This is a genomic window from Desulfosarcina sp., assembly GCF_046496365.1.
Classification (GTDB): Bacteria; Desulfobacterota; Desulfobacteria; order Desulfobacterales; family Desulfosarcinaceae; genus Desulfosarcina.
On the sequence record NZ_JAWOHB010000116.1, the window covers coordinates 1 to 17,882 of the forward strand.

Here is a 17,882-nt window from a genome sequence, read left to right on the forward strand (position 1 = left end):
CCATGGTGGAACGCGACGCCCTGACCGTCCTGGGCATCTCGCTGCCTGGGGAGGCCGTCGTCGAGGTGGCGGCGGAAGAAGAAGAGTTATGAACCACAAAGCCCATGCAACGCTTGCGCGGGCTTCCGCAAGGAGTACGACATGAAGTATCCCGCGTTGGTTCTCTCGACCCTGGCGTTGGTCCTGGCGCCTGGGCGGTTGTCAGGTTCATTCGGTAAGACTGCCCGGCTATGTTGCTTCGGTGGAGGCGATCTTCGGTCTGCCGGACATGCAGCTCAGCCTGCGTCACGATGCCGGCACGCGTGCACAACCTTATGTGGATGGAACCCTTCTGGCCATCCGCAGGGTGGGTGCGCTCAAGGGACTGCGGCGCGGGCTGGATACGGTGATGGATTTTTAAGGGCGCTGCGATGGTCCAAACATACCCCGATTATGGAATCCGGGCCATCATCCGTCACTACAGATAAAAACTTCGCCACACGGCCTCCTCCGCATCCAGGGTAATCAGCCGTTGAGACGTTCGCAGGGTGATTTTGTTGTAGGTGGTTTTCAAGGATACCAGGGTTTCATTCAGCCGGAAACGGTACTCGGCAACGCCTCTGCGGTTCGCGGAGAAGCCGAATGCCCGGGAGGCGGTGACCACGGCGGCCACCCGGCCTTCCGAATCTTTAGCGACGATCGACTCGCCAAGGGGTATGCGCGTCTGGATGAAGCCGCCGGTATGGGTGCCGAAGCCGACGATCCGTTCGCCGGTCAGCATGATCAGGAGGTGGGCCGCGATGAGCATTTCGGGCGTCTCTTTTTTTTCATTGATTTTTAAATAGCGGGTATTCCACTGTCCCGATCTGAGGGAAACGGCCAACAGGCGTTCATTGGTGAGAAAGGCTCCGATTTCCCCTTTAGCCCCCTGCCAGACAATCGCTTCACCGGAATGGATGGCTTCGGAAAAATGGCGTCTTCCATCCACCAGGGCGATAAACTGGCCGTCGGTGGCATAGATGTCCACCAGATCCTCGATCTCTTCGTAGGCCATCGCCCATGTGGCCTTCATGCACAGGACCACCATCAACATGAGCCATCTTGTGCGGTCAACGCGCATGGCGCCTCTTTTGGAATCTGACCGTGTTCAAATGACGTTTAACGGATCTTGCCTTCCCGATGTTCATTTTCCCCGGGGATTTGATGAAAGGATCCGATGCTGCCGAGCTCTCGTTCGCCCCAACGCCGACTGCTCTTGATTCTGGCCACGCTGCTGGCCTTGTTTCTGGCCGCCCTGGATACGCTGATCATGAGTGCGGCCATGCCCACCATCGTGGCTGACCTGGGCGGGCTGCACCTATACAGCTGGGTCTTTTCCACTTACCTGCTCAGCCGGGCCGTGGCCTTGCCGGTATTCGGCAAACTGGCCGACCTGCTGCCCAACCGCACCCTATACCTGGCGGCCATTCTCATTTTCCTGATTGGCTCCCTGCTGGCGGGCATGGCCCGCAGCATGTCAGCCCTGACCGTGTTCCGAGCCATCCAGGGGATCGGCGCCGGCGGCAACTTCGCGCTGGTATACATTGTCCTGGCGGACCTGTCCGAACCGCAAAAGCGGGGCAGGATGATGTCCTATGCCAGTTTTGTATGGGGACTGGCCAGTGTGCTGGGACCCTCTTTGGGCGGATTTATCGTCGGCTGGGTCTCCTGGAGATGGATTTTTTACATCAACATTCCCATCGGCCTGGTGTCGCTGGCCGGCATCTGGTTTTTTTTGACCGAAACCCGGGACAAGCACGAGGTCATCGAGATCGATTATGCCGGCATTGCCACCCTGATCGTGGCCATCCTCTCCTTCCTCACCATTTTTTTGCTGGGCGGGCGGGATTACGGGTGGACATCTCCGCCGATTCTGGGACTGTTCGCCCTGTTTGTTTTTTCCAGCGTCGGTTTTTACGCTGCCGAGAAACGCAGCAATGAACCCATTATCAACTTCGAATTGTTTCGGCTGCGGGGGTTCTCCACCGGCAACGGCCTGGTTTTTTTCAGCAGTGGGGCTATTTTTTCGCTTTCGGCCTTCAGTCCGCTGTTCATCCAGGGTGCTTTGGGCCAGTCGCCCTTCCAGCTTGGCATCGTGATGATGTTCCTTAGTTTCGGCTGGTCGGCCGGCGCCCTGGTTTGCGGGCGACAGTCCAACCGCTGGGGCGAAAAATCATTTTCACTGGCCGGCGGCGCCATCCTGATCGCCGCGTGTGTGACGGCCGCGCGTTTTTCGTCGGCCACCAGCCTGTGGACCTGTGCCGCGGCCATGGGGCTGGCCGGTGTGGGCATGGGGTTTACCTCGATAGCCACCTTGCTGATCGTCCAGAACAGCGTTGAAAATAAGGATCTCGGTGTGGCCACGTCGTCCCATCAGTTCAGCCGCACCCTTGGAGGAACCGTGGGCATCGGCATCTGCGGCAGCCTGGTCACCGCCCGCTTCGCCCGGGTGGCGGACACCCTGCGTGCAACGGCCCTGCCCGGGGAAATACCGCCCCAGGTAATGGACCAGATCCGACAGAATTTCGAGAATTTCTTTCGTCCGGACGTTCAACAGCAGTTGTTGCCTCACGCACAACGCATGCTGCACCAAGCCATCGGCAACTGTGTCATCGATGTCTTCCAGCTGGCGCTGATCGCTGCGGCGGTTTGCCTGGTTTTCGGTCTTTTTCTGCCGTCACGCGGGTCGGGCGTTCCTCCTCGTCCTGTCCCGTGAGGGCGAAGAGCGGAACCAGACTGGAAAAAGCTTGACAGGCGGATGTCAACCCTGTACTTTTGCTTAACTTTTTCACTTGAGGAGAATGGACCCGATGCTCCGCTTTGATACCGGCAGATATTTTTGCTTTGATTATTTTTTTAGCAGGGGCCTGCCCGGCGCGCGCTGAATGTCCTGAGAACCCAAAAAGACAAACCAAGCCGTGGGCAGACCGACCAACCCCGCGGTTTCTTTTTTTTAAGGCCGTGGAGAACCCTCTCCCCGGCCCTTCGTTTTAGGGACCGGATGTTTTTTCAACGATGATCCAACAGAGCAACCGCGACCGCCATGGAAGAGAGCCAGAAAACACCGAACTGCACGCTGGCCGCCGACATCTGTGATATCCGTAACCAGATCGACGGTATCGACGCCACCATACTGGAACTGATCAACCGGCGGCTCAACCTGGCCAAGCGTATCGGGGCATTGAAAAAGGGCAGCGGCAACCGGGTGGTGGACAGCACCCGGGAAAGCGAGATCCTCAGGCGCCTGACCGCCCTGAACAAGGGGCCGCTGAACCCCAACGTGCTGCGCCACATTTTCATTGACATCATCGCCGCTGCGCGGGCCGTTCAGGCCTCCCAGCGGGTGGCCTATCTCGGCCCCGAGGCCACCTTCACCCATCTGGCGGCCACGAGCCATTTCGGTTTTTCGGTCACCTACGTTCCCGAGCCCAGTATCCGGGATATCTTCGGCGAAGTGGAAAAGGGTGCCTGTGACTACGGGGTGGTGCCGGTGGAAAACTCCGTGGAGGGATCGGTGCGCCACACCCTGGATCTCTTTTTCGAATCGGACCTGTGCATCTGCGCCGAGCGTTACCACCAGGTTTCCTACGATCTGTTGGCCCAGGAGATTAGCTTGGGTGTGGTTAAGATGGTCTACGCCCACTCCCAGGCCCTGAACCAATGCCGCACCTGGCTGAACCAGTACCTTCCCGGAGCGGAATTGAAAGAGTGCAGTTCAAGTGCCTTCGCCGTGGGACAGGCCGCTGCTGAAAAGGGGGCGGCGGCAATTGCCGGCGGCGGTGCGGCGGCCATCTTCGGTTTGGAAACGGCGGCCTCCAAGATCGAAGATTTTTCCCGCCCGCCCACACGGTTCCTTGTGATCGGCAAGGAGAAGGTTCGGCCGTCGGGCAAGGACAAGACCTCACTGATGTTCGCTCTGGCCCATGTACCCGGTGCTCTGGCGGGCGCCCTGGCGCCCATCACCGAGGCTGGCATCAACCTGGTCAAGATCGAGTCCCGTCCTACGCGGCACGAGAGCTGGAGCCATTTCTTTTTCGTTGACCTGGAGGGTCACCTCGAAGACGACAGCATCCAAAAGGCCATCGAGCTGATTCGGCCGCACGCCCTTTATCTGAAAAACCTGGGTTCCTATCCCATGGTCGGGGTGGGGGTGTAGACCATGGTCCTGGAAACCGGTATGCCGCACATCGATTCGAATACCCGGTTGTACGCGGTCCTGGGGAGCCCGGTCAGCCACAGCTTAAGCCCGGTCATGCACAATGCGGCTTTTCGTCAGACCGGCCACAACGGGGTGTACGTGGCCTTTGAGGTCACGGACCTGCCTGGAGCCGTTGCCGCGATCCAGGCCTTGAATATCGGCGGCTGCAGCGTGACTCTGCCCCACAAGGTCGCGGTCATGGAACTTTTGGACCATGTGGATCCCATGGCGCGTCAGATCGGCGCCGTCAATACCATCGTCAACCAAGCCGGCCGGCTTGGCGGTTTCAATTCGGATAGCCCCGGTGCCATGGCCGCCTTGCTGGAAAAAACCCCAATTGCCCACAGGAAGGTGGCGGTGATCGGCGCCGGCGGTGCAGCCCGGGCCCTGGCCCATGGAGTAAAACTAAATGGCGGGCGGTTGACCATCGTCAATCGCAGCCTGGAAAATGGGCGTCGGCTGGCCGGCCAACTGGAATGCGATTTCTGTCCCCTGGACGACTTTTCGGGTCTGGGGTGCGATATTTTGATCAACACCACCTCCGTGGGCATGCGTCCCCACACGGATCGGATGCCCGTTGCCCATGCCTGCCTCCGGCCGGGCATGACGGTCATGGATATTGTCTATAATCCGCTGGAAACCCAGCTGCTAAAGGCGTCACGGGAAGCCGGCTGCACGGTGGTGGACGGGGTTGCCATGTTCGTGCACCAGGGCGCGATCCAGTTCGAGCGCTGGACCGGTAAAAAGGCCCCGGTTCAGCTGATGAAAAAAACGGTTCTGGATGCCTTGGGGAAAAAAAGCACTTGAGAAGGAAAACGACCGCCATGATTGAGATCAAACCCCATCGCATTGGCCGCTGTCGGATTCGTGTGCCGGGATCAAAGAGTTACACCCATCGGACGCTGATTGCTGCGGCCCTTTCAGACGGTTCCTGCAGTGTTCGCAACGCGCTGCGCAGTCAGGACACCCTGCTGACCCTGGCTGCGCTGGAAAAGATGGGGGTGGTGGTTGCCGACCGTCAACAGACGCTCTTTATCCGCGGCCTGAATGGACGGCCCAAGGCCTGCCAAGAGCCGCTCTACCTGGCCAATTCCGGTACCTCCATGCGACTGCTGGCCGGTGTGGCGGCCCTGGGAGAGGGGATCTACACCTTCACCGGAACTCCGCGCATGTACCATCGCCCGATTACCCACCTTTTGGCGGGGTTGAACCAGCTGGGTGTCGATGCCTGGTCGACGAACGGCGACGGCTGTCCGCCGGTGGCGATCCAGGGCGGACAGGCAACGGGCGGTTCGGTGGCCATCAACTGCAGCGTGAGCAGCCAGTTCCTCTCATCCCTGCTGCTCATGGCGCCGTGCACCCCAAAGGGAATGTCCATCACCGTCTCCCACGGTCCGGTATCCCGGCCATATGTGGATATGACTTTAGATATTCTAAAACGGTTCGGCATCCGGGTCGAGCGCGACGGATACTCCCGTTTTGAAGTCAATGGCGATCAAACCTATCGTGCCGGTGATTATGCGGTCGAGGCGGATGCTTCCCAGGCCGGGTATTTCTGGGGTGCGGCCGCGATCACCGGGGGCAGTGTCACCGTCAACGGGGTGTCTTTCGATTCCAGGCAGGGGGATATGGGTCTGGCCAAGGTTTTTGAACAGATGGGCTGCCGGGTAAGCCATGGATCCGACGGCATTACGGTGACCGGCGGCAGGCTTAAGGCCGTTAGGGTGGACATGGCTGACATGCCCGATGTGGTGCCGACGCTGGCAGTCGTCGCGGCATTCGCCGACGGTACGACGGTTATTGAAAACGTTTCTCATCTCAAGGCCAAGGAGAGCGACCGGCTGGCTTCCACCTGTGCCGAACTGAAGAAGATGGGCATTGCCGCCACTGCTGATACGGATCGGCTCCTGGTCACGGGGGGGTGCCCCCGCGGCGCTTCCATCGAAACCTACGATGACCACCGCATTGCCATGAGTTTTGCCATGGCGGGTCTGGTGACCCCAGGCGTGTGTATCCTAGAACCGCACTGCGTGGAGAAATCTTTTCCCAACTTCTGGCAGGTGTGGGAAACCCTATACGCTGGCTGACCCTCGTCATGAATCTGTTTCTCATCGGATATCGCTGCACAGGCAAAACAACCGTGGGAGAAGCCCTGGCGCGGCAGATGGACTGGTCTTTCGTTGATACCGACCGGATGGTTGCCGAGACTGCCGGAGTCAGCATCGCCCGGATGGTGGCAGACCACGGATGGCCGGTTTTCCGGCAACAGGAACGGCTGGCGCTGGCTTCCGTGTCCACCGGTGACCGCCAGGTGGTGGCCACCGGTGGGGGCATTGTTCTCGATGAACGCAATATCGACACCATGCGGAAATCCGGCAGGGTCGTCTGGCTCACGGCCAGCCAAAAGATAATTCTGGCCCGACTGCTTGAGGATGCAGCCACTGCCGGGAGCCGGCCGTCCCTGACCGATCAGGGCTTGAGTGCCGAGATTGCGTCGGTGCTGGCTAAAAGAAGGCCGCTGTACGAAAAGGCGGCTGATCAGGTTATCGATACGGACCGAAAAACGGTTGCCTCAATCTGTGAGCAGGTCATCGCGGCGCTGAGACGACGGTCGGGGTTGGGTGGTTCCCAGTCAAGGATCCCATGACCGATGGAAGCGCCGCCGCTTATCGGCCTGGAATGCAGTCAACCCTATAGACAGGACGATGCATCATGTCCAGTACCTTTGGAACGCTTTTAAGAGTCTCCACTTTCGGTGAATCCCACTGCAAGGGGGTGGGCGCTGTCCTGGATGGATGTCCGCCCGGCATGCAACTTTGCGAGGCTGACATCCAGCCGCAACTGGATCGTCGCCGGCCGGGCCAGAGCCAGCTGACCACAGACCGCCAGGAGGCTGACCGGGTGACCATATTCTCCGGTGTGGAAAATGGCGTCACCCTGGGAACACCCATCGGTCTGTTCGTGCCCAACAAGGATCAGCGGCCCGGTGACTACCGCCAGATGAGTCGGGTTCCCCGACCCTCCCATGCGGATTTCACTTACCAGATCAAATATGGTGTGCGTGCATCGTCCGGGGGCGGCAGGTCCAGTGCCAGGGAGACCATCGGCAGGGTGGCTGCCGGTGCGGTGGCGGAAAAAATGCTCAGGGAAGCCTATGGGGTTGAGATCGTCGCCTGGGTCAGTGCCGTCAGCGATATTGCATGCATGGATGTCGATGTGCAGGCCATCACCCGGCAGACCGTTGACGAAAACCCGATCCGCTGTCCTGACTCCGGCGCTGCTGCCCGGATGGAGACCCTGGTAACCCGGGTCAAGGCGGACAAGGACAGCGTCGGCGGTGTTGTCACCTGCGTGTGCCGCCATGTGCCGGCCGGCTGGGGCGAGCCCGTATTCGACAAAATGGAGGCCAAGCTGGCCCAGGCCATGCTGTCCATTCCGGCCACCAAAGGGTTCGAGATCGGCTCGGGCTTTGCCGGTACACGCCTCAAGGGTTCGGTTCACAACGATCCCTTCGTGGCTGTCGACGGGCATCTGGGTACGACCACCAACAACAGCGGGGGCGTTCAGGGTGGTATCGCCAACGGTGAGCCGATCGTTTTCCGGGTGGCTTTCAAACCGCCGGCAACGATTGGTCTTGCGCAGCAGACGGTGGATTTCCACGGCCAACCGGTGACCCTGGAGGCCAAGGGCCGCCACGACCCCTGTGTGGTGCCCCGGGCCGTGCCTATTGTGGAGGCCATGGCCGCGTTGGTGTTGGGAGATTTTGCGCTGCGCCAGAAGGCGATCATGGCACCGAGGAATTCAAGGGATTGAGGGATTGGGAGAGTCCGGATTGTGAAATCGAAACTATCCAGCCGCATTCAAACTGTCGAAGGCTCCAAAACGGCCCGGTTCATCCCACTGCTGGAAACATTGAAGCGTCAGGGGCTGCCGGTGATCAGCCTGGCCATCGGTGAACCGGTCTTCGATACGCCGGTGCCGGTGATCGATGCCACCAAACAGGCGTTGGACCGGCAGGAGACCCGCTACGGTGACATGGCCGGGTTGATGGCGTTGAGAATCGCTTTAGCGGCCCGGTTCGATGGCTGCGGGCCAGAAAACATCGTTGTTTGCAACGGCTCCAAGCAGGCGCTTTACACCATCTTTCAGAGCCTCTGCAATCCCGGGGACCAGGTGATCATTCCCGTACCCTGCTGGGTGAGTTTTGCCGAACAGGTGAAACTGGCCGGCGGCGAACCGGTTTTCGTTAACACCGAGGACCATCAGTTGGACCTCAAGGGGATTGAGGCTGCCGTCACCGCAAAAACAAAGGCCATCCTGATCAATTCTCCCAACAACCCAACCGGTGCCGTCTATCCGCGGCAGGATCTCGAACGGGTCGCCCGGTTGGCTGTCGACCATGACCTGGTTGTGATTGCGGACGAGGCGTATGATTTTTTCGTGTACGACAAGCTGCCGTATTTCTCTCTATATAGCCTGGAAGTCCTGCGGGACCGACTTATCATCACCCGCAGTTTCTCCAAACACTATTCCATGACCGGTTTCCGCGTAGGCTACGCGGTTGCTCCGCCGGCAGTGGCTGCTGCCATGGTGCGGTTCCAGAGCCATCTGACCGGCAATGTCTGCACCTTCGCCCAGCACGGTGCCGTGGCTGCCATTGGGATGGATGAAAGACTGCTGGCCCGTCGCCGGGAGGAACTGCAGCAAAAGCGTGACCTGGCATTTGACCTGGTTGCGGCCATGTTTCCCTGCATCCGTCCTCAAGGTGCCTTTTACCTCTTCCCGGACATTTCCGCCCACCTGCATCGGGGAGAGACATCCGCGGATTTTGCCGGCCGGATCCTGGAAAAGACCGGAGTTGCCATCGTACCCGGTGATGATTTCGGCATGGACGGTCATGTGCGTATCTGTTTTGCCGCACCCGACGATCAATTGCGGGAGGCATTCAAGCGAATTCGTGAGGTGCTATGAGCAGTATCGGGATCATTGGTTTCGGGCGCTTCGGTGAGCTTGCCGCCCGCTACCTGTCCAAAGATTTTTCCGTCGCCGTGTTCACCCGCAGCGACAGGGAGCAAGCCATCCAGGCGTGCGGCGCCCGAGCGGTATGCTTTGAAACTGTGTGCCGGCAAGAGATCGTGATCCTGTGCATGCCCATTTCTGCCATGCGAGAAATCCTGAGGCAGGCGGCGCCGCTGCTGAGAGAGGACACCCTGGTGGTGGATGTGTGCTCGGTGAAAGTTTACCCGGTACAGTGGATGCGGGAACTGCTTCCCACGACGGTGTCGATTCTGCCCACCCATCCCATGTTCGGTCCGGACAGTGCCGCCCATTCACTCAAAGACCGAAAAATCGTACTCTGTCCCGAACGAATCGGCAGCGGTAAATATGAGAAAATAAGGATCTGGCTGGAGGGTCAGGGCCTGGTGGTGATCAAGTCCACGGCACAGGAGCATGATGAGAAGATTGCCGTGAGCCTCTCTTTGACCCATTTCATCGGCCGGTCCCTTTCGGCCTTCGGCGCCCGGGACATGGACATCGACACCGAGGGCTACAAGCGGCTCATGCATATCCTGGGGGTGGTCAGCCACGATACCTGGCAGCTTTTCGAGGACATGCACACCTATAACCCATACGCCAAACAAAAACGCCAGGCGTTTATCGACGCCATGCTCGGCATACACGAAAGGCTCGACCGATGAGAGTTGCATTTCAGGGAATACGAGGCGCATACAGCGAGATGGCGCTCCACGACCATTTCGGCAGAGGGGTCGAGACGGTCGGCTGCGACGCATTCGACGATGTGTTCGATCTGGTGAACAGCGGCGAGGCGACCCACGGATTCATCCCCGTGGAGAATACGATCGCCGGCACTGTTGTGGAGAACTATGATCTTCTCTTTGCCAATGATGTATTCGTCATCGCCGAGGTGTACCTGCCCATCCGGCATACGCTGCTGGCCAAAAAAGGCACCCAGCCTGAAGCGGTCAAAGAGGCCCTTTCCCACCCCCACGCGCTCAAACAGTGCAAGGCCTACCTGAAGTCGAAAAATATTCGGATGGTGCCCACCTACGACACTGCAGGAGCCGCCCAGGCCGTGGCAGCCGGCGAACGCATGGATTGCGCCGCCATTGCTTCGGAGCTGTGTGCCGAGATCTACGATATGGACATCCTGGAGCGGGATATTCAGTCCAACAGCTCCAACACCACCCGTTTTTTCGTCATCGCAAAAAAAGAGAACGTGCCTGAGGGCCACAAGACCGGCAAAACCACCGTGGCATTCAAGACCCGCCACTATCCCGGCGCCCTGGTGGACTGCCTGAAGATTTTCCAGAAATACCGCCTGAACCTGACGAAGCTGGAGTCGCGGCCCATCCCGGAAAATCCGTGGGAATACGTTTTTTACGCGGCATTCGAAGCGGGCATTGACGCCAACGAAGTCAAGGCGGCCATCGGTGAACTGACCCTGCACGCCCTTTTCGTCAAGCTGTTGGGGAGTTACCCCAAAGCTGAAAAGTGCTGGTGAGTCAAGGTCGCCTTCAAGCACCCACAGTGCTGATTCCCATGGGATCGCCATGAAGGCGGCGCCCAGGGCGAAAGGATCCCTGGGGCCGGCAAGGGGGTTCCCGTCGAAACGGTAAATCCATTCTTGACCGCCTTGGTGTTATTTTGTAAAAAGCCCCAACTGGATGTGTGTGTTCTCTTACCATTATCATTTCAACAAGGAGAGGCGACAAGATGGCAGACTATTTCATTAATGTGATTCTGGATGATGCAAAGAAGGCCAAGATCAGTGGGGCCGGCCTGGCGGACAAGATCGTCAACATCGACGGGAAAGAGGCCGTTCAGGTGGAGATGACCGCCAAAGAACAGAAAAAACTTGCCAAAGGCTTTTCCGATCTCAGCTTTGATGCGTCCAAGGCCTGTACGCTTCCTGCCGAGGCTGAAACCAAGCTGCTGGACATTATCGCTGAAACGAAAACCCTGGACGTCATGAAGTTTGCCATCATGAAGCTTTACAACCCACTGGCAGGCAAGGCCCCCCGTTCTGCCCAGCGGTAGTTTCCGCCACTGACGACTGTTGGCGAGGCGCCCGGTTTTCAGCGGTGCACAATGCCGAACAGGTTTGATGCCCATGGGGCCCCGCATGCATCTGCCGGGCCCTTTTTCCATTGGTCAGGCAGGGCTGGGACCTTCAAAGACCCAAATGTCGACACCAGGATAACGATCCTTGGAATTGATCAACACACTGGCGCTTGCCGTGGCCCTGGCCATGGATGCGTTTGCGGTCTCGATTGCCTCGGGGGTGGCCCTGCGGACTGTCAGCGCCCGACAGACCTTCCGACTGGCATGGCATTTCGGTCTTTTTCAGGCCATGATGCCCGTCATTGGTTGGAGTGCCGGCTTGACGGTCAGAAGTCGGATTCAGGCCTACGACCATTGGATCGCCTTCGCTTTGCTGGTTTTCGTGGCCCAGGGGATGCTCCGTTCCGCTTTCAAGGGAGAGCAGGTGGCGGATGCCAAGGACCCCACCAAAGGCATGACCATGGTGATGCTTTCTGTGGCGACCAGCATTGACGCCCTGGCAGTCGGTCTGAGTCTTTCCATGATCGACATCTCCATCTGGACGCCGGCGCTGATCATTGGATTGGTGGCCGGCACATTCACCACTGCCGGCATGCACCTGGGAAAAGTGATCGGCAACATGGGACAGTTAAGCCGCTGGGCGGAAACGACAGGAGGGGTCGTACTTCTGGCCATTGGCCTGAACATCCTGAGGGAACACGGTGCGCTGGCCGCTCTTTTTTAACGTTTGAATTCCAGCCGCATACCCCTGGGTTCCGGATTGATTTTTCCGTCAATATAGGCAAGGTGGCCGCAAACGAAGGTCGCCGTGACGGTGGACCTGAAGGTGCGGCCGGCAAAAGGGGTCCACCCGCAGCGGTAATGAATCGGCTGGTCATCCACGACACCAGACCGGTTCAGGTCCACCAGTACCAGATCCGCCCAATAGCCCTCCCGAAGATAGCCCCGATCCTTTACCTCGAAAAGCTTTGCCGGGTTATGGGCGGTCTTCTCGGCCACCTGCGCCAGGGTAAGCGCCCCGTCATGGACGTGCTCAAGCAGGCTGACAAAGGCATGCTGCACCAGCGGCAGGCCTGACGGCGCCCTCAGATAGGTTTGCTGCTTTTCAGCCAGGGAGTGGGGGGCGTGATCCGTTCCCACTACGTCGATCCTGCCCTCCTGAAGTGCCATTATCAGCTGTTGGCGATCGGTCTCGGTTTTTATGGCCGGATTGCATTTGATCAGATTGCCTTTTTCACGATAATCGCTTCCGCGGAAATGCAGGTGATGGACACACACCTCTGCCGTGATCCGCTTTTCTACCAGGGGCTTTGAAGAAAGGAGTGCCAGTTCCTTGGCTGTGCTCACGTGCAGAATGTGCAGCCGGGTGTCGCACCGACGGGCAAGGTCTAAGGCCAGCGCAGTGGACTGGTAGCAGGCCGCTTCGCTGCGGATGGCCGGGTGGAGTGTGATGGGAATGTCCTCACCGTAAATGATCTCAAACCGCCGGGTGTTTTCCGCGATGGTGGGACTGTCCTCACAATGGGTGGCCACGATGATGGGGCTGTGAGTGAAGATCTGTTCCAATGTCATGGGGTCGTCCACCAGCATGTTGCCGGTGGAGGCACCCATGAACACCTTTACGCCGCAGGCCTGATTAGGATCGAGCATTTTGATGGCTTCGATGTTGTCATTGGCACCCCCTAAATAGAAACTGTAATTGGCAAAGGATGAATTCCGGGCAATGCGATGCTTATGCTCCAGCCGCTCGATGGTGGTGGTGGGGGGCAGCGTATTGGGCATTTCCATGTAGCTGGTGATTCCGCCGGCGACGGCTGCCCGGGACTCCGATCCAATGTCTCCTTTGTGGGTCAGACCCGGTTCGCGGAAATGGACCTGGTCATCGATCATCCCCGGAAACAGGGCCATCCCGTTAGCATCGATGACTCGATCCGATGCGCTGCCTGAAAGGCGGCCGCCAACGGCGGCAATGCGTCCGTTGCGGATCAACAGATCCTGATGTGAGGTCGTCCCTTCATTTACCGTCAATGCATTTACAATTCGTGTGGTTGTCATGGCTTGCTCCCGGATTCAGTGGACAGGGGCCAAAGGTTGGCGGGCTGATTGTAACCCACCTTAACGGGTGGCCGTCGGCTTGTCCAGACCCGACTCTGCAGGCGGTAGCGATTTCCCTGTGCGGATCGAATCCGACTGGTCAAGCCTCGGTCTTGCGTGAACCTGCCAGATATAAGCCTGGCAACCATTTGTGGGCATCTGCGGCGGGTTAAATCTATGGACACTGCACGCACCAAATGGTAAGGGTAACCAAGGGTTGATCCAGATTTTTTCCATGCTTCAACAGCGGACGGAACGCGCAGGGATGTTCGATTTTTTTAAATACCAACCCAGATTACCCGGGCTCAAGGACTTCCCCATGGAGTCTTATTCCACCGATTTTTCGTTGGACCGCCTGGTTCTCGGGGTGGACAACATCCGCTGCGATGTCCGATTGAGCCCTGCATTTTGCAACGCCACGGCTAAACTGGCCGGCCTTCTCATTGAACGTGACACCGGAATCTGGACAAGCGCTGAAAAAAATCGCCAGACTGTTTTGGCCAGGGAGCAGGAGAACTATCGCCAGCTCTACGGGGAGGTCATGGGTGATGCGGTCAACAAGGCCAGGGCCGCCAAAGAGATGCAGGTTGATTTTCTTGCACAGATCGCGATTCTCAGCATGGTTCACGACGAAATTCGTAGACAGTATGATATTTTGATCGGCCATTGCAAAACCGGTATTCGCCGGTCGGATTTGTCCGGCCACGACGATCACAAGGAAGCACTCAAACTCAAGGAAAGCCTGGCCCAAGTTCTTCAGAGCCGGGATGGGGTGCAGCAGAAGGTGGGGTTGGAAATCTGCGGTTACTTCAGGGAGATAAGGGACACTGATATTCGTGAGATACGCGAAGCGGTGTTCGGACAGGACCTGCCCTTTCTCTTTGATCTTCTTACCAACCCCATCGTTCACATGGACAATCCATTTAACGACCACTTCATGATCGAAGCGTATGATATCTGCCTGGGGCGCCGGGTGGACGACCCGGACCGGTACGACATGATGCTCAGCCTTATGCGCAGCATCTTCGGTTTTCTCGAGATGGAAGAAACAGCTGCGATCAGCTGGTCGCACGATCGACGTCGCCGGGAGATTTCGGCGGCCGAATTGCCGGGCGATAACGAAACCAAAAAGTTTCAGCTGCAGCGCCTGGATCAGTGGATCAAACGTCCGGAAAACATAGACCTGCTGCTGAATCGGGATCTGGCCAAGCAGCAGTACCGGTCTCTGAAACGAGAAAAGGCGGATAAGGAGAGCCTGCGTTCCCTGCGGCTGCGAATGAAACATCAGCGGCTGCTGATGGCCTATTTTTACCGGCAGTTTTCCCGAACCGGCCTCATGGAACGGATTACGGCTTCCTACGAGATGCAGTCGCTATATCGTGACTATTGCCCCCCGCTGATCCCCCAGCAGGTTCTGCAGTATTTGATTCACCCCAAGAGTCGAAAGCTGGTGAGAAATCGACTCAAGCGTCTGACAAAACTTTACGGTAAAACGTTCCGCATGTGGCCGCTCAACCGCAAGGTTGTCCAGATGGAGCGCATGGGCACCCGTCGAAAAAAGCAATATCTGATCCGGTTCCTGCGGGCCTTTTGCCGGTATCACCGTGATTTCTGCTGTTTCAATATTTATCGTGATGCGGCGGAGCGGATCAATCTGGTCACCGATAAAAAGATTCTGGCTCTGTCCAAGGCCAACCGCACCTTGTATGAATTTCTGTTGCCCCATGAACAGGAGATGGGTGAAAAACCCATCCTGAACCACACCATCATCAAGGCCGATCTGCGCGGGTCGACGGATATCACCCACCAGATGAATGAACGCGGGCTGAACCCGGCCTCCTATTTCAGCCTCAACTTCTTTGATCCCATTACCGAGATCCTGGCCGAGTACGACGCCCACAAGGTCTTCATCGAAGGCGATGCCATCATCCTGTCCATCTTCGAGCGCGAGGATACGCCCAGTGGCTGGTACAGTGTGGCCCGGGCCTGCGGTATGGCCATCAACATGCTGATGATTATCAACCGCTACAACAAGAAGAGCCAGGAGTACCAACTGCCGATCCTGGAGTTGGGCATCGGCATTTGTCACCGGGCGGATGCCCCCACCTTTCTTTTCGACGGTGACAACCGCATCATGATATCGCCGGCCATCAACCTGGCGGACCGCCTTTCCGGATGTCACAAATCGGTGCGGCGCATCCTGCGTAAAAACATCAGCCCTTTCAATCTGTTTGTTTTTCAGGGGGCCTCTGATACTGAACTGCAGAAGACGGCCGAAGATCTGTTGCTGCGCTACAACGTCAACGGCATCGAGTTGAACGAGGCCGGGTTCCGCAAGTTGGCCCAGGAGATCGATCTCAAGCCGTTTCATGGCAGCATCCCCGACCTTCAGCTGGAAAAGGTCCGTTTATATACCGGTAAGTTTCCTACCAAATCGGGCCGCTACCAGCGCCTGGTAGTGCGTGAGGACGACGTGCCGGCGGTCAACCCCCAAAACCTTCGCCAAGTTCAATTCACCCATCGCAAATACTACGAAGTCTGCACCAGTCCCGCTATCTACAAGGCCACCAAACACTTGCTTTAGTCTTACAACCGGATCTTCGTCCGGTGCGTTGCCATAATTCTCACGGGCCCGCATCCCGCTGCGATGGAGTCGGTTTTGGCTGTTCGGTTGAAAGGGGCGACCGATACTTTTCATGGAACCGCTTCGGGTTGATGCTTCCTTGATGGGGTTGAGGGCACCTCATCCTATATGGGTTTTTCCTGAGGGATGATCAGGATGTCGATGCGGCGATTGATGGCCCTGCCCGCAGGCGTTGCATTGGAGGCCAGGGGGCGTTCGGAGCCATAACCCACGGCGGAAATACTGTCCGGCAGCAGCGTTTGATTGGCGATCATGTACGCGCGCACGGCCTCGGCCCGCTGTTGGGAAAGCAGCATGTTGACTTCGTTGGAACCCGTGGTGTCCGTATGACCCTCTACGATCACGCGTGGATCATCGAAGGTTCGGATGGCCTTTTGCACCTTGCTGAGCAGGGCGTAGTTATCCGGCATGATGATGCTTTTTCCCACTGGGAAGCGCATGGCCTTGAGCCGGATAACCAGCTGGTTTTCCTGCTTGTAGACCTCGGCTTCCTCGGCTTCAAAATAATTCTGGACCGCTACGAACAACTGGTTAAATTTTCTTTCGGCCGCCAGGCGCTGTTCGGCCGCCATGCGCTCCCTGGCCAGGAGCTCCTTGGCCATCTGGTCTTGGCGGGTTTTGCCCTCCAGGGTGGCCACCCTTACGTTGAGGGCATCGATCCGGGCCTGGTATTCGGCTTTCAACTGCTCCATTTCCGCCTGCAATGCCTGATTTTTTTGGGACATGAAGGTTCGGTCGCTTTTCAATGCATTCACCGAACCGACGATATTGTCCAGTTGGGTCGAGTATGCCTGACTGCGCATGTCCGGGGCACCGAGCGTCGTTGAGATCGTGTGCAGGTGTTTTTCGATCAACAGGGCCACCGCTTCCGGCTGCATGGGTTTGATGCGGTTGCTCTCCTCGGTGATCACCACCAGGCGGTTGGCCTGAAACAGGGCATCCCGAGCCATGGCGTGCATCTCCTCCTTGGCGTATGGATTGGCAGAAATGAACGCATCGGTGGTGTTGAGCTGCTCCACGGCCTGATCGTAGGCGAGGGGCGCGATCTTGCGGGCATCGAGGGCTTCGGCCCTGGCGATGAGCGCACGCACCTCGCCGATGGTCTCTTCCTTGATGGCACGAACCTCCAGTTCCCGGTAGCGTTCGCTCACCCTGCTGCGGGTGTTCTGAGCATAGCTCAGATTATCCCTTTCAATGGCCCGGGTCAGGTCCAGAAATTCACTTTCCACCCGCCGGTATTCATCTTCAAACTTTGTCGCGCCGGCGCTGCGGGCCATTTCACGGGCCTTGAGGGTGTCGGCAAGGGTGGTGCGTGAAACCATGGCGATCTCTTCCGCCTTCTCCAGGTGCGCGTGTGATTCCAGCACTGATTGGCGGATATCTATGATTTCATTTCCTTTTTCAAGATCCATCTGGGCGCTGATAAAAGAATTTTCCGCCTTTTTGAACCATTCGGGGGCCAGAACATTCAGCTGGGCCATGCGCGCTTCGGAAATCGCGTTGCTGAGCTGGTTGACCAGTTCCACCGGGTTTGCCAGCATGGCTTCGTTCTGTGCGGCAGCCAGCGCCGATCCGGCGATCTGCGATTGAGCGCACCCGGTTATGGCAGCCCCAACAATCAACATGGCTGCCCAAAGGGTTGTCCGTCCATGGGTCTTCATTTTTTGCCTCCCATTTTCCAAATTGGTGGATCTCACTGATGAAGTTCCCCGGATGGATCGAGAACCTCGGTAACAATCACGCGGTTGAACAGCGATAGCGAGCGCCGACTGATCCAACCTATCGGAAAACAATACTTTTCGTCAATTCATAACCAAACGCAACGGGCGAATCAATGCAATTGCG

Annotated in this window: 16 protein-coding genes; 13 read left to right on the forward strand and 3 right to left on the reverse strand. The window is 57.9% G+C overall.

Annotated elements, in window-relative coordinates:
- Window positions 1-190: 190 nt before the first annotated feature.
- Window positions 191-400 carry a dihydrodipicolinate reductase C-terminal domain-containing protein gene (locus R6V78_RS09820; RefSeq protein ID WP_410289319.1) on the forward strand — a complete coding sequence of 70 codons (210 nt, stop codon included), beginning with the start codon at window positions 191-193 and terminating at the stop codon, window positions 398-400.
- 57 nt (window positions 401-457) lie between these two features.
- Here the strand turns inward: R6V78_RS09820 and R6V78_RS09825 are convergent, their stop codons facing one another.
- On the reverse strand, window positions 458-1,099 hold the full coding sequence (locus R6V78_RS09825; protein ID WP_410289179.1) for a hypothetical protein: 642 nt from the start codon (window positions 1,097-1,099) through the stop codon (window positions 458-460).
- A 96-nt stretch (window positions 1,100-1,195) separates the two neighbouring features.
- Here R6V78_RS09825 and R6V78_RS09830 point away from each other — a divergent pair, with 96 nt between their 5' ends.
- The 11 genes from R6V78_RS09830 (at window position 1,196) to R6V78_RS09880 (ending at window position 12,023) form a co-directional block, all read left to right on the forward strand.
- Entirely contained in the window at window positions 1,196-2,734 is a 1,539-nt protein-coding gene (locus R6V78_RS09830) for an MDR family MFS transporter (RefSeq protein ID WP_410289180.1), read from the forward strand.
- 327 nt (window positions 2,735-3,061) lie between these two features.
- Window positions 3,062-4,174 (forward strand): prephenate dehydratase, encoded by a 1,113-nt coding sequence (gene pheA / locus R6V78_RS09835; protein ID WP_410289181.1) that lies wholly within the window; start codon window positions 3,062-3,064, stop codon window positions 4,172-4,174.
- 21 nt (window positions 4,175-4,195) lie between these two features.
- A complete protein-coding gene (locus R6V78_RS09840) occupies window positions 4,196-5,023 on the forward strand; it encodes a shikimate dehydrogenase (RefSeq protein ID WP_410289182.1) in 828 nt (275 codons plus the stop codon).
- A gap of 17 nt (window positions 5,024-5,040) precedes the next feature.
- On the forward strand, window positions 5,041-6,303 hold the full coding sequence (gene aroA / locus R6V78_RS09845) for a 3-phosphoshikimate 1-carboxyvinyltransferase (protein ID WP_410289183.1): 1,263 nt from the start codon (window positions 5,041-5,043) through the stop codon (window positions 6,301-6,303).
- Between the two features lie 8 nt (window positions 6,304-6,311).
- Window positions 6,312-6,863: a shikimate kinase AroL gene (gene aroL / locus R6V78_RS09850; RefSeq protein ID WP_410289184.1), complete on the forward strand. Its 552-nt coding sequence runs from the start codon at window positions 6,312-6,314 to the stop codon at window positions 6,861-6,863.
- Window positions 6,864-6,928: 65 nt separating this feature from the next.
- Window positions 6,929-8,029, forward strand: a complete 1,101-nt coding sequence (aroC, locus tag R6V78_RS09855; RefSeq protein WP_410289185.1) for a chorismate synthase — start codon at window positions 6,929-6,931, stop codon at window positions 8,027-8,029.
- Window positions 8,030-8,050: 21 nt separating this feature from the next.
- Window positions 8,051-9,187 (forward strand): pyridoxal phosphate-dependent aminotransferase, encoded by a 1,137-nt coding sequence (locus R6V78_RS09860; protein WP_410289186.1) that lies wholly within the window; start codon window positions 8,051-8,053, stop codon window positions 9,185-9,187.
- A complete protein-coding gene (locus R6V78_RS09865) occupies window positions 9,184-9,915 on the forward strand; it encodes a prephenate dehydrogenase/arogenate dehydrogenase family protein (RefSeq protein ID WP_410289187.1) in 732 nt (243 codons plus the stop codon). The genes R6V78_RS09860 and R6V78_RS09865 overlap by 4 nt, the downstream gene beginning before the upstream one ends.
- Window positions 9,912-10,739 carry a prephenate dehydratase gene (pheA, locus tag R6V78_RS09870; protein WP_410289188.1) on the forward strand — a complete coding sequence of 276 codons (828 nt, stop codon included), beginning with the start codon at window positions 9,912-9,914 and terminating at the stop codon, window positions 10,737-10,739. The genes R6V78_RS09865 and pheA (R6V78_RS09870) overlap by 4 nt, the downstream gene beginning before the upstream one ends.
- Window positions 10,740-10,951: 212 nt before the next feature.
- Window positions 10,952-11,275 (forward strand): DUF6955 family protein, encoded by a 324-nt coding sequence (locus R6V78_RS09875; protein WP_410289189.1) that lies wholly within the window; start codon window positions 10,952-10,954, stop codon window positions 11,273-11,275.
- A 169-nt stretch (window positions 11,276-11,444) separates the two neighbouring features.
- Window positions 11,445-12,023 (forward strand): manganese efflux pump MntP family protein, encoded by a 579-nt coding sequence (locus tag R6V78_RS09880; RefSeq protein ID WP_410289190.1) that lies wholly within the window; start codon window positions 11,445-11,447, stop codon window positions 12,021-12,023.
- Here R6V78_RS09880 and R6V78_RS09885 read toward each other — a convergent pair.
- Window positions 12,020-13,354 carry a dihydroorotase gene (locus tag R6V78_RS09885; RefSeq protein ID WP_410289191.1) on the reverse strand — a complete coding sequence of 445 codons (1,335 nt, stop codon included), beginning with the start codon at window positions 13,352-13,354 and terminating at the stop codon, window positions 12,020-12,022. The genes R6V78_RS09880 and R6V78_RS09885 overlap by 4 nt on opposite strands.
- A gap of 304 nt (window positions 13,355-13,658) precedes the next feature.
- Here R6V78_RS09885 and R6V78_RS09890 point away from each other — a divergent pair, with 304 nt between their 5' ends.
- Window positions 13,659-15,977, forward strand: coding sequence for a hypothetical protein (locus tag R6V78_RS09890; RefSeq protein WP_410289192.1), 2,319 nt, complete (start codon window positions 13,659-13,661; stop codon window positions 15,975-15,977).
- Window positions 15,978-16,141: 164 nt separating this feature from the next.
- Here the strand turns inward: R6V78_RS09890 and R6V78_RS09895 are convergent, their stop codons facing one another.
- Entirely contained in the window at window positions 16,142-17,698 is a 1,557-nt protein-coding gene (locus R6V78_RS09895; RefSeq protein WP_410289193.1) for an OmpA family protein, read from the reverse strand.
- Window positions 17,699-17,882: the final 184 nt, after the last annotated feature.